The sequence below is a fragment of the Streptomyces sp. NPDC001594 genome (assembly GCF_042893675.1).
Taxonomy (GTDB): Bacteria; Actinomycetota; Actinomycetes; order Streptomycetales; family Streptomycetaceae; genus Streptomyces.
This window is the reverse complement of the sequence record NZ_JBIAVB010000013.1, coordinates 1-12,575: the sequence shown is the minus strand read 5'-3', so window position 1 is coordinate 12,575 and position 12,575 is coordinate 1. Positions and strand designations below refer to the sequence as shown.

8 protein-coding genes and 3 pseudogenes are annotated in these 12,575 nt (G+C 68.4%); 7 read left to right on the top strand and 4 right to left on the bottom strand.

The window, feature by feature from the left end; translation table 11 throughout:
* Window positions 1-168: 168 nt before the first annotated feature.
* Window positions 169-1,005: an alpha/beta hydrolase gene (locus tag ACFY0O_RS24700; RefSeq protein WP_388950080.1), complete on the bottom strand. Its 837-nt coding sequence runs from the start codon at window positions 1,003-1,005 to the stop codon at window positions 169-171.
* Between the two features lie 359 nt (window positions 1,006-1,364).
* On the opposite strand from ACFY0O_RS24700, the gene ACFY0O_RS24695 reads away from it, so the two are divergent.
* From ACFY0O_RS24695 to ACFY0O_RS24680, 4 genes and pseudogenes are all read left to right on the top strand, one after another.
* Window positions 1,365-1,694, top strand: a complete 330-nt coding sequence (locus ACFY0O_RS24695) for a plasmid stabilization protein (RefSeq protein WP_388950625.1) — start codon at window positions 1,365-1,367, stop codon at window positions 1,692-1,694.
* 442 nt (window positions 1,695-2,136) lie between these two features.
* A pseudogene (locus ACFY0O_RS24690) lies at window positions 2,137-3,331 on the top strand (macrolide family glycosyltransferase).
* 308 nt (window positions 3,332-3,639) lie between these two features.
* On the top strand, window positions 3,640-4,983 hold the full coding sequence (locus ACFY0O_RS24685; RefSeq protein WP_388950622.1) for a PP2C family protein-serine/threonine phosphatase: 1,344 nt from the start codon (window positions 3,640-3,642) through the stop codon (window positions 4,981-4,983).
* Window positions 4,980-5,351, top strand: a complete 372-nt coding sequence (locus ACFY0O_RS24680) for an STAS domain-containing protein (protein ID WP_388950078.1) — start codon at window positions 4,980-4,982, stop codon at window positions 5,349-5,351. The genes ACFY0O_RS24685 and ACFY0O_RS24680 overlap by 4 nt, the downstream gene beginning before the upstream one ends.
* 856 nt (window positions 5,352-6,207) lie before the next feature.
* Here ACFY0O_RS24680 and ACFY0O_RS24675 read toward each other — a convergent pair.
* Window positions 6,208-6,468 (bottom strand): annotated as a pseudogene (locus ACFY0O_RS24675) (GNAT family N-acetyltransferase); the annotation flags it as partial.
* A gap of 91 nt (window positions 6,469-6,559) precedes the next feature.
* Here ACFY0O_RS24675 and ACFY0O_RS24670 point away from each other — a divergent pair.
* Entirely contained in the window at window positions 6,560-7,252 is a 693-nt protein-coding gene (locus tag ACFY0O_RS24670) for a hypothetical protein (RefSeq protein ID WP_388950076.1), read from the top strand.
* Between the two features lie 245 nt (window positions 7,253-7,497).
* Window positions 7,498-8,553 carry an IS630 family transposase gene (locus ACFY0O_RS24665; protein ID WP_388950073.1) on the top strand — a complete coding sequence of 352 codons (1,056 nt, stop codon included), beginning with the start codon at window positions 7,498-7,500 and terminating at the stop codon, window positions 8,551-8,553.
* Here the strand turns inward: ACFY0O_RS24665 and ACFY0O_RS24660 are convergent.
* Window positions 8,550-10,292, bottom strand: a complete 1,743-nt coding sequence (locus ACFY0O_RS24660; RefSeq protein WP_388950071.1) for an RICIN domain-containing protein — start codon at window positions 10,290-10,292, stop codon at window positions 8,550-8,552. The genes ACFY0O_RS24665 and ACFY0O_RS24660 overlap by 4 nt on opposite strands.
* Window positions 10,293-10,487: 195 nt before the next feature.
* On the opposite strand from ACFY0O_RS24660, the gene ACFY0O_RS24655 reads away from it, so the two are divergent.
* Complete coding sequence (locus ACFY0O_RS24655) at window positions 10,488-10,628, top strand: hypothetical protein (RefSeq protein WP_388950068.1); 141 nt, start codon at window positions 10,488-10,490, stop codon at window positions 10,626-10,628.
* A 1,134-nt stretch (window positions 10,629-11,762) separates the two neighbouring features.
* Here ACFY0O_RS24655 and ACFY0O_RS24650 read toward each other — a convergent pair.
* Window positions 11,763-11,924 (bottom strand): annotated as a pseudogene (locus ACFY0O_RS24650) (WYL domain-containing protein); the annotation flags it as partial.
* Between the last annotated feature and the right edge of the window lie 651 nt (window positions 11,925-12,575).

Below are 12,575 nucleotides of genomic sequence, written 5' to 3'. Positions count from 1 at the left end.
GTCTCCGCAGAGAAAGCACTGCGCGTGCTCCGCGAGGGTGCTGTGCATGCGCTCGCAACTGCGGTTGCGGTGACGGTGGCTGCTGCAACCCACAACTGGCGGCCAACTACTCGGGATCCAACTGACCGCCGACGGTGACAGAGCGTGTTCACCCTTGGATCGGGTGGGTCAGGCTTGGCCGAGCACTCCGGGTGTGGGGGTCAGAGCCCAGTCGAGCGCGAGGTCAGCGACGGCTTCCCAGCCGTCTTCGCCGCAGGTGTAGTGGCTGCGGCCGTCGAAGAGCTTGGAGGCGGTGATCGCCTGGGAGTGCTTGGCGTTCTTCTGGTAGTTCTCGTGCTGCACGGCCGAGGGCAGGATGTGGTCGTTGCCGCCCGCGATGAACAGCAACGGGGCGCGGTCGTCGTTGGCGAAGTTGTAGGTCGTCGCCACGTTCGGGGTGACGGCGGCGAATCCGCCCTGGAAGAGCATGCGGCCGGAGACCGGGACCGAGTAGCGGTCGTAGACGACCTTGGACTCCTCCTCGGTCAGGTTGTTGGTGAAGGCGTAGTGGAACTCCTTCTCGGTGATCGGCACCGCGCGGCTCTTGTTGGCCGGGTTCTTCAACACGGGGAACGTGGCCTTGATCTCGCTGAACGGCAGCGCCTTCACGCCTTTGACGGCCGCGCCGTCGATAGAGACCCCGGCCGAGCCGTAGCCGGCGTCCAGGAGGAGCTGGACAAAGGCTCCGCCGAAGGAGTGGCCCACGATGATCGGCTTGGTGTCGAGTGCTTCGACGAACTCCGAGAGGTGGTCGAAGACCTCTCGTACGCCGAGCCCGGCCAGCGGGGAGGGGTCCCTACGGAGCGCGTCGACGCCTTCGGTGCCGGGCTGGATGCCCGGGTAGCCGGGCGTGAGCACCTTCATGCCGCGTGCCTCGTAGCGGGTGACCCAGTGCTCCCAGGAGAGGGGTGTCATCCAGAGGCCGTGGATGAGGACGACCGTGTCCGTCGCTGCTTGCTGTTCCATGTGCCCGATCCGAATCGTCTGGGAGCGGCGCCCCCGCGCTCCGCCGGCACCTGCTTGGGGCCAGCGGTCCGTGGAGCGGCGGCCAGCTGGTGCTGCACCGGCTCTTCCACGCTATTCGGACGCTGGGGAAAGCTACATGGCCGCGCCGCTGCCGTTCTTTGCCGAAACTCTCGTCCGGGCTAAGCCCTCCGGCTGGCGCGCCACTCGCGTGGTGCCATTGCGTACTCACGTGCGAAGGCGCGGGAGAACGCCGCCTCGGAGCCTGGCTTCCGGGTCGGTGCAGGGAGTAGTGGGAGATGCGGGCGCGTCAGGAGGAGCACACGATGGCCTTGTACGCACCGTCGATGAAGGGAGGCGTCGTGCCCAGAGGATCCAGCTCCAAGCGCGAACGCCAGTACGAGCACATCAAGGAGTCCGGTGAGAACCGGGGGATGTCCGAGTCCCGGGCCAAGGAAATGGCCTCCCGCACCGTGAACAAGGAACGCGCGCAATCGGGCGAGAGCAAGACCTCGAGTCGCAGCTCGACACAGGGCAAGTCGGCCTCCCAGCGGGGCGGCCAGAAGTCCGGCGGTGGCGGCGGCTCATCCGGGCGGACCAAGGACGACCTCTACCAGGAGGCGAAGAAGCGCGGCATCGAGGGCCGCTCGACCATGACCAAGCAGCAGCTGAAGAACGCCCTGGGCCACTGACTCCAAGCAGCCCCCACATTTCCGCCCGGTCCAGGGCGCGGGCGGGCGCCCAGCCCGGGCTGGCCCAGGCTACAGATTGCCGCGCTTCGGGTGCCGCTGTTGCGCTCGGACGTCTCCACGCGGCGGCCTCAGCCCGCCTGAGCGACGAGCTTTCGGTAGAGGATCAGCAGCTGTTCGTGTCTGCGTCCGCCTTCCCGGAGAGGGACACACGACTGCTCACAGGAATCTCGTCTCGTCACCCCTTTCCTGTGGGCGCCAACTCGTAGGGGGGCCGCCTGTGTACGGCTCTCTTTCCTGAGGGTCCGGGGTGATCACGCCTGGCCCGCGCGTAGCACCGGCTCTTGGAAGGGCGACTACAGCCGGCTGCGGATGTGGGCGATCGACGGTACGTGGGACCGCGTCTTCGCCGCCCTGCTCGCGCAGGCCGACGCAGAAGGGGCCCATGTCCCGTCGCCGCGCCCATATCGCGATGGTCGGCATCCCCATCGTCAGCCATGTCCTGCCCAGCCTCGCCCTATCCGCGAGCTGGTGGACCGCGGGCACCGGGTCACCTACGCCAACGACCCGTACGTGGCCGACCGGATCGAGTCCACCGGCGCGGAGCCGGTGCCCTGCACCTCCACGCTGCCCGTCGCGGACAACGACTGGCCCGCCGATCCCATCGCCGCGGCAAGCCTCTTCCTCGACGACGCCGTCCAGGCGCTCCCGTAACTGCGCGCTGCCTACGACGACGATCCGGCCGACCTGTACCTCTACGACATCGGCGCCTATGCCGCGCGCGCCCTCGCCGAAACGCAGGACCGTTCCCCTCGTGCAGCTGTCCCCGACGTTCGTCGGCTGGGACGGCTACCAGGAGGAAGTCGCGGCGCATCTGCGGAAACTGCCGGGCGCCGACGCATACCAGGACAGGTTCGCACGGTGGCTCGCCGACTGCGGGGCCACCACGGACGTGGACACGTTCTCCGGCCCGCCCGCCCGGGCCCTCGCCCTCATACCGCGCTCGATGCAACCGCACGCCGAACGAGTCGACACCGACACGGTGACCTTCGTCGGCCCCTGCTTCGACACCCGAGCGGACACGGACGGCTGGACCCGCCCGGCGGCCGCAGACCACGTGCTGCTGATCTCGCTCGGCTCGGCGTACACGCGCCAGCCGGGGTTCTACCGCCAGTGCATCGCCGCCTTCGGCGACCTACCCGGCTGGCATGTCGTACTCCAGATCGGCAAGTACACCGACCCCGGGGAACTCGGCACCATCCCGCCCAACGTCGAGGTGCACTCCTGGGTCCCGCAGCGGGCGGTCCTGGAACAGGCCGACGCCTTCGTCACCCACGCCGGCATGGGCGGCTGCGGCGAAGGACTCCTCGCCGGCGTTCCCATGATCGCCGTGCCGCAGGGAGCCGAGCAGCTCATGAACGCCGAACCGGCTCGTGGAACTCGGCGTCGCCCGCCGTGTGGACACAGCTGACGCCACCGCCGAGACCCTCCGTACGGCGCTGAACGACCTGGTCACAGATCGGGAACGGATCGGCCAGTCCAAGCAGTTGCAGGCCGCCGGCCGAGCCGAGGGCGGCACCCCGCGCGCTGCTGACCTCATCGAGGACATCCTGGCCGCCGCCGAGGGCCCCGCGCTCTGAGCTCAGCAGCGGGACGCTACGTCAGCGCCGACCAGGCACGGATGCGCCGTGACCTGCAGCAGCCTTGGTTTTTGGAGGAGTTTTTGAAGAATCTGAGAGGTCGTGGGGCGGTCTGGCCGCTCGCCTTCAATAAATGATGGTTTCTTGACGCCGACAGGCCGGTCTAGGCTGCGACAGTCGTTGGCCACCAAGGTCGGCGCGGTAAGGAAAGGCAAACGATGCCGCAAGCGCGACCCGCGACCGGCCCGGGGGACACTCCAGGCCGGCGAACGCTCAGTGCGGTAGAAGAAGCGGCCCGGTTGGACGCAGTGCGCCGCTACGACATCCTCGACACCCCGCCCGACGGCGCGTTCGACCGGGTGGCGGCCATGGCCGCCCGGCTGTTCAAGGTGCCGGTGGCGAGCGTGACGATCGTCGACGAGGACCGGATCTGGTTCAAGGCCGCCCACGGCCTGGAAGGCGTCAGTGAGATCGGCCGGGAGCCGGGCCTGTGCGGCTCGGCGATCCTCGCCGACGAAACACTCGTGATCCCGGACACCCTCACCGACCCCGTCGCCTTCACCAACGGCCTGGTCACCGGACCGATGGGCGTCCGTTTCTACGCTGCCGCGCCGATCATCACCGGCGACGGGCACCGGCTGGGCACCGTCAACATCCTCGACACCAAGCCGCGCCTGATCACCGAGGACGACACCGCCACCCTCGCCGACCTGGCCGCGATCGTGCTGGACGAGCTGGAGATGCGCCTGGCAGCCTTGAACACCCTGCGCACCGAGCAGGAGCGGCGCATCGAGCAGGAGGCCGCCCGCGAGCGCGCGGAGCGCGACATGGCCGCCATCCAGGCGTTCGCCTCCACCCTCCAGCGCACCCTGCTGCCGCCGGCACTGCCGGTGGTACCGGGGCTGGAGCTGGCCTGCCACTACGCCACCGCCTCCCCGCGGGACGTGGGCGGCGACTTCTACGACGTCTTCCCCCTCGACGGCACGAGGTGGGCGTTCTTCCTCGGAGACGTGTGCGGCAAGGGACCCGAAGCGGCCGCCGTCACCTCCCTGACCCGCTACACCCTGCGCGCCGCCGCCCTGATCGACCCCGACCCCGAGAAAGTCCTCACCGCTCTGAACACGGCGCTGCTCCTCGACCCCGCCGTCGGTACCCGGTTCTGCACCGCCGTCTTCGGCATCCTCGAGCCCGACGAGAAGGACGGGTTCACTGTCACGGTGGCCACCGGCGGGCACCCCCCGGCCTACCACCTGCGCGGGCAGGGAGCAGCGGAAGAAGTTCGCCCCCCAGGCGGCATGCTCATCGGCGCCCTCGCCGAGGCGCGCTTCGCCTCCCACACCATCCACCTCGCCCCAGGCGAAGGACTGCTCCTCTACACAGACGGGCTGACCGAGGCCCGCACCCTTGGCGGTGAAATGATCGGAGAAGAGGGCCTGACCCGTTTCCTGTCCGCACGCACCGGGCCCGTCAGCGCGGCGGCGGTCATAGACGACACCGTCGACCTCATCAATGCCACGCCCCACGGGGCCGGAGACGACGTCGCCCTGCTGGCCCTGTCCGTCCCCCTCACCGGCACCGCGGACGGCCTCACTGCGACCGCCACCGCCCACACCATCGCCCCCGCCGACGAGATGTCGGAGAGCCACCCGTGACCGACTTCCGCCTCACCACACAGCACACCGAGGGCGACCTCGCCCTGGCCCACGTCTCCGGGGAACTCGACATAGCCACCGCTCCCCACCTTCGTGCCCAGGCACTGGCCCTGATCGAACAAGGCCACCGCCACCTGATCCTGGACCTCGGAGCCGTCACCTTCTGCGACTCCACGGGCTTCAGCGCTCTCGTCGGCATCTACCGCTGCGCCAAGACCTCCGGCGGCACCCTGACCCTTGCCGCCGTCCCCGACCGCCTGGAGCGGCTGCTGGACCTCACCGGCCTGAGCACCCTGCTGCCCGCCCACCCCACCGCCGCCCACGCCCTCGTCGCTCACTCCTCCAGCCAGGACACGGCCACCGCATAACCCCCTGCGGTGGCCGCCGGGCAAAGGCGGCCACCGTAGCGTCAAGGAGGGCGGTCGGTTCGGGTCCGGCTCCGCCGGCGGATGCCACTGTTCCAGGGCCGGGCCGAGCGGCGCCGTGGGCGCGCCAGGTCCGGACGTAGGCAGCCTGTCCCTGTGGAGGGCCTGGCCGGCTGCTGCCGGCCGGGCCTTCGCCGAGGGTGGTCCGAGGGGTGGCGTCGTGAGCCGGAGGGGCCAGGCTGGGGGCTCCGGCACACGGCGACCGCCGCGCTGCGCTGCGGCCAAGCCGTCTTGGGACGCCACCGCCACGTTCACCGCCCCCGACCTCAAGGCCGCCGGCCAGCCCGGCCCCGACCTGGTCACGGCCCGGGCGAACAAGAACGCCCAGACCGCCTTCGAGATCACCAACGGCCCGCGCCCCGGCCGCCCACGGGGCGCCCGACCGCAGCGGTCGCCCGATCGGGAGCTGCCATTACCTCCCCGGACGTCGAAAGCGTCTCGTTCCCTGTCCACGACCGGGCAGGTGCGCGCGGTGCCGCGCGACCGAAGAGCGGTCTACCACGCGCACGGGTGACACATGGCCAGAGATCAGAACAGGTCATCAGCCCGCCCCCTGACCGCCGGCACGCGTGAGGGCCCCAACCGCCCTGCGGTCCGGGCCCTCACGGCGCGTAGGTCAGTGCTTGAAGACGTCCTTGATCTTCTCCTTCGCCTCACGCGCATCGCGGTCTCCCCGGCGCGGGACACGGCCGGGGACCCGCTGGGCTGCCGCGCCGATTCGCCGAGTTTCCTGCCCCTGGGGAGCGCGCTCCTGCAAGCGTGATCGTCGGTGTCACTTCCTGTCCGGGTTCGCCGGTGATCAGCCAGGCGCGACGAGAAGCTCGTGTCCCGCCGCGTGTAGCCCGTGGGCTTCTCTTTGGGCGGCCCGGTACAGCACACACTGGCGAAGCGGCCCTTCGGGCACGCTCGGATCCTCGAAGTCTTCGGCCGGGTCGCGGGTCATGCCAATCCGGCGCATCACCGACTGGGAGCGAATGTTGTTGACGGTTGTCGACGCAACGACTTCCTGCAGCCGGAGGGCATCAAATCTGAAGGCCAGGTAGGCCAGGGCGGCCTCGGTTTGACGGCGTGTCGTCGTTTGACCTCTCTTTCAGAGTCGGTCATCTGCTACCCAAGAACAAGACTGCAATTTTCAGGCGGGGAGCGGGACCATGGCACGCGTGACCTCTCCTTCCTCGGACGCCGAGACCAGCAGAGAACTGTCCGATCTACTCGCCCACGTCCGCTGGATCGCCGGCGGTACGGCCTCCGGTAAGAGCACGCTGGCCCACCTACTGGCCGACCAGTACGGCGTCGAGGTCTACGACGGCGACCGTGCGGAGCACGGCTGGCTGACGCGATGCACGCCGCAACGCCACCCGCGCCTGTCCGCCATGCGCGGAATGCCACCGGGCGGGATGTGGGCGAGCCGCACCGCAAAGGAGGTGTTCCAAGCGATGGCGAGCCTGTACGGAGAGACGACCGGCTTCCTCATCGAAGACCTCCTCGCCATGCCCACCGATCACATCATCCTGGTGGACTACTTCGGGATCCTGCCCAACCACCTCGCACCTCTGCTGTGCCGACCCGCCCAAGCAGTCTTCCTTCTGCCCACACCCCAGTTCCGGCAGGATGCACTCGGCGCGCGCTATGCGGATCCCGCCCGCGTGAGAGCCACCTGGGGCAGGAACGATCCCGAGGCCATGCTGACCAAGCGCCTTGCCCGCGATGCCCTCTGGGACGAGGAAGTCCGCAGACAGGCCTACGACCACCGGCTCGACACCATCACGGTCGACGGCAGCACTCCCGCCACCGACCTCGCCAATCAGGTGGCAGTACGCTTCGGATTGGGCCACAGAGCGTAACGCTCGCCTGGCCAACGCTACCCAGGGCGGCGGCCGGGCTCCGGCACAGTCTCTCGAAAGCCCGAACTGGAACCGGGGCCTGGTGTGTTGTCCCGGGACGTTGGTGACACGCGTGCTGGGTTCTTGAATGGGTGAGGGCCTCCGGGTTCGGTGTGGATTGCGACATCTGCACCTAGTGACCTGAGTCAGAGATTCATCGTTGGTTTGGTGTGAGTCGTCCTGGACCGAAGATCCCGCCGTAGTCTGTGACCGATGCCCAGCGGGCTGTGCTCGAGGGGTGGGTGCGTCGTCGTTCTACGGCTCAGGCCTTGGCGTTACGGTCCCGGATCGTGCTGGAGTCCGCGGAGGGCCATTCGATCGCGGAGGTGTCGTGCCGCCTGGGGATCGCTCCCGAGACGGTCCGCACCTGGCGGCGCCGGTTCCTCGACCGCGGCCTGGAGGGCATGCATGACGAGCCCCGTCCGGGCGTCCCGCGGAAGATCACCGACGCGGATGTCGAGCGGGTGATCGTCAAGACCCTGGAGGAGACGCCGAAGAACGCGACGCACTGGTCTACCCGTTCGATGGCCGCGGCGACGGGGATGTCGCAGTCGGCGGTTTCGAGGATCTGGCGGGCGTTCGCGCTGGCCCCGCATCGTTCGCAGACGTTCAAGCTGTCGACCGATCCGCTGTTCATCGACAAGGTCCGCGATGTCGTCGGCCTCTATCTCGACCCGCCGGAGAAGGCCCTGGTTCTCTGTGTGGACGAGAAGTCGCAGATCCAGGCCCTGGACCGGTCCCAGCCGGTCCTGCCGATGATGCCGGGCGTTCCCGAACGCCGCAGCCACGACTACGTCCGGGCCGGCACCACCTCCCTCTTCGCGGCCCTCGAGGTCGCCACCGGCAAGGTCATCGGCTCGCTCCACCGTCGTCACCGGGCAGCCGAGTTCAAGAAGTTCCTGGCCAAGGTCGACAAGGAGGTGCCGGCGGATCTCCCTGTCCATCTGATCCTGGACAACTACGCGACCCACAAGACGCCGGACATCAAGAGGTGGCTGCTGGCCCACCCGCGGTTCCACCTGCACTTCACGCCGACGAGCGCGTCGTGGCTGAACCTGGTGGAACGGTGGTTCGCCGAGCTCACGCAAAAGAAACTCAAGCGGGGAGTCCACCGCTCCGTCCAGGCACTCGAACGCGACGTCCGGGCCTGGCTCGCCGACTGGAACGAGCACCCACGACCCTTCGTCTGGACGAAGACAGCCGACGAGATCCTCGACAAAGTCGCCGCCTACTGCCACAGAATCTCTGACTCAGGTCACTAGGCTCCGAGGAGCCTCCAGAGCTGGTTGGGGTTGCCTTGCAGGCCGTGGTGGCACAGTTTTGCGCCGTCGTTGGTGGAGGCGTTGGTGACGCTGATTGCTCCACCGCGGTAGTCGGACACGATGAAGTACTCGTTCTGGGCGACGGGGAGCAGGTGCCATTTCTGGTGCGATGCGTCTCTCCAGGTCCACAGGTTGATGTCGGGGGCGTTGCCGGGGTAGGGGCCGTGGATCGACATGACGCGGGTGGGGGCGAAGACGGAGGTGAATTTGTAGAGGTCGCCTGCGAGGCTGTTGAGTTCCCAGCGCTGGTGGGATGCGTTATACCAGCCCTCTTGCCGGATGGAGGGGCTGTCGTCGTTGTAGGGGCCGTGGATGGTGGCGAACTTGCCGCTGAGAACGGATTCCAGCCGCACTCTGGGGAGCAGGCCGGTCAGCTGGTTCGAGGCGTCGGGCAGCAGCAGGAAGCCGATCTCCCATTTCCCGTCGCTGCCGGAGTCGAAGATCAGTGCGCGTTTGGAGGTCCGGTAGGCGCCCAGGCGCAGGAAGATCTCGACGATGGGCTCGCTGGTGCGGGTCAGCGCGGCAATCTTGCGCACCACTCCCTCGGGTGGAGGGTTGCGCAGGGTGTCCTGGATCTGCTTCTGCAGCATCAGCACTGGTTCGGGTACCAGCAGCGAGTAGGTGCCGATGTGATCATCCTGGTTCGTCAGGATCTGCCTGATGAAGGTGAGGATCATCGCGAACATCGCTACGACCGCTGGGGGGACTCCGACGCCCGTCAGCTCACCGATGACGGTGTCGACCATGTCCAGCCAGGTCTCGATCGACAGCTCGGCCATCAGGATCTTGAGGACCTCGTCGATGATCATCTTGGCCTTGGCGTCACCGCCACCGTGGTCCATCTCCCAGGCGTCGACCACCACAGCAAGACCGCCGTTGGCCACCGCAGTGTTCCACAGCCGGTTCGGCTCGAAAGCGCGGGTATCGCCGGTGTTCATGCTGAACTTCTCGCTGGTGTAGTTGCGCTGAGTATCCCCGTCACACAGGGCCAGCGAGAACTTCGGCTCGTCCTTGCCCCACTCGTTGGACTCCCGGTGGCATGTGAGGTAGTCGAGCGACACCCAATACTTGCCCGCGCCGCCCGATCGTGCGGTCGCGGCGGTGGGGTGGTCGAGGGGCAGCCCCATGCAGACCAGCCCCCATCCCTTGTCGGCGGTCTCCTGCAAAAACGCTGCGCTGGGCTCGGGTACGGCCGCCTCCTGCACCGCCCCCGCATCCGGATCGTCACCGAGCGGGCCCGTCGGGCGGGTGGCGTCCACCGCCCGAATGTTGCTGCACGTGGCGAGGAAATCCCGGCCCAGCTGCGGCAGATCGGCCCGCAGGTCGGCCAGACCGTAGGAGTCCTCCACTCCCAGAGCGGCGAAACGCCCGGGGAATAAGCTCCCGCGGACCTCCGGCGCCGCCGCAGAGAACGCCTGCCCCATCTCGCCGAGCTCGTCGGCCGTGAAACCCGCACGGGAGAACGCGTTCGTAAAAACGCCTTCCAGGTCCGACAGGGGCTGCCCGGCCGCGTGCCGGGCGAACCCGTTCAGCATCACGGCCAGCAGGACGTTGGTGGAGCTGCTGCGCTCCATCCTGGCCCCCATGCCCGAACGGGCGCCCGTACCACCCAGTGCGCCGCAGATTCCGGCCACCACGTCCCGCTTGAACTCATCGTCGTCGTTGACGACCTCAGTCATCCCCACACCTCCGCAATGCTGCCAGGCGCCGATGAACGCCTGCGGCCGGACACCGCCCACTCGACACCCCCGCCTGCGCCGGCTCCCGCCGGTCCCCGACAGGCCGGCAGGGATGCCGCTGACGGCCGTGGCGCGTGCACGCCACGTGACGAAGTATGTCTCGCGCCGAGGCCCACAGAACGGATGATCCAGAACGTGGCTGAGATCAGCGCCAACCGCGCCGTGGACCGGGGCGGCGTCTGGCGCCACCAGCTCCGCTTTAAGCGGCTGCGCCTGGACGTGACGGTGGGGGATGTCCCCCGGTTCGGGGAGGGTCGGGCCGCCGCAGCCGGATGACCGGATTTTCGGCGTTCGCAGGGGGTTGCGGGGCTAAAGGGGGCAGCGGTGTCCCGCGTGCGCGAGTACAGCTCAATCCTGCTTTGACCTGCGGGTTTGTCGGGACTTGCGGGGCTAGCCCTTGTCTCCCGCACTGTGCGGATCATGCCTCCGCCGGGGGTGTGATCCGCGTTTTCACCTTTAGAGTCATCTGTGATGCGCATGTCTGAAACGCAGGGCACCCCGGTCTGCCACGGGTGCGGTGCTGCCCTCGCCGCCGAGGTGGTCCCGCAGAGGCACGTCATGTGCTGACCGGTGGTCCTCGGACCGACCGACGCAAGCGCCGGCCATCGGAGCCCAAGGGGGCTCCGATCGAGAGCCCGCAGCAGACCGGTGATCGAGTGCAGGAGCGGGCAGGTTTCGAATCGACGTCGAGCCGCACACGACCCTGAGGGATCAGCGATTCGAAGCAGCCAGGTATGCCGATGCGCTTCGCTCACCTGCACCTCGCCCTGGCGCGCTAGCGCTTGCCGGGGGCGGACCGCCCCGAGGGGCGGTCCGCCGGCGGCCCGCAGGGCCGCACGGCCCGGGGCGGCAGGCCGCCGGCGAAGTCCCGGACCGCTGCACGGCACGAAGCGCGCTGGCGGTCGTTGGAGAGAGCGACGAACTGCTGCTACGACAAGGACTCGCACTGTGCGTACTCGCTCGCTCTTCACGACCCTGCTCTTGTTGGGCGTCGCCAGCCTTCCCATCGCGTCTGCTGATGCCGCCCAGCCATGCAACTTCAGGGGAACGAAGGTACAGAACAGCCACTTCATCGTTGCCTGTCGCGACGGACGGTTGGTGGTTGTGACCCGCTGCCAGGCTGGTGCGGTCGCTGTGCAGAAGGGCGACCACGCCATCTGTCATCGGGTGACTGAACCAGAGCTCTGAGCCCGGCAAACGGTGCGCACACCGTCAGCTGGTACGACTGGTAGCGGGCCCCTAAAGGGGCCCGCTACGTCGACCAACGGGGACGGGGATGGCGCGGGGTACGTCCGGGGAGCAAGCGGGACCTCGTCATGTTTGTGCTGCTGCTCTACGATCCGTAGTCGGAGCGCGGGTTCCTGCATGCGTCGCATCTGTCGGCCTGTCGCCCGTAGGGCGGCCTGCGCCCGGTGCTGCTGCGTAGCGGGTGGCGATAGCGGTGGCGCGGTTTCGCAGGGAGTCGCGCAGCCACTGCGGTGCCAGGGCCTCCGCGCTGGTGCCGAGCTGCCACACTGCCCATTCGGCGTGTCTGGCGTCCTGGAAGGTGGCTTCCAGGCGCAGTGGGTCGTCGTCCGGGAGTGGCCGCCGTCGACTCCGCGCCCGCGAGGATGGTCCTGCCTCGGTGAGTTGGGCTGCCCCGGTAGTCCGTCGACCCCGCGCCCGCGGGATCGTCCTGGGATCAGGGTGGGGTCAAGCCTAACCCGCTAGTGGATCCCGCGCCTGCGGGGATGTGCCGTTCGACGAGGCCACCGTCGACGCCTGGGAGGAGTTGGCGCCGCGCCGACGGGGGATGTGCTGGCCCCCTTTCGGTGGCGGTCAGGCCTGAGCCGGTCGACCCCGCGCTGGCGGGGGTGTGTCGGTGGCCACCAACCGACCTACGACAACGACGACTTGCCCCCTGCCTGCGGGGAAGTGCCGTCGATCTCGTTGAAGATATCGACGACCGTCGGGTTGGCCCCGCGCTCGTGGGGATGGTCCGACGGTCGCGGAGCCGGACGCGAAGGTTCTTGAATCGGCCCCGCGTCCGCGGGAGGCGTCCGGCCTCCTGTCAACCGCTCCCTGTTCCGGGACTGTAAATCGTTCGGTGTAACTCCCGATCATGGAGGATGCACCGATGACGAGTGAGAACGTGACCGAGGCAGAGACCGTCGAGCCCTCTGAGCCGACGCCGTCGAGGGCGGTGGATGACCGGCTGATCGACGAGCTGGTCTCCCGCGCCCA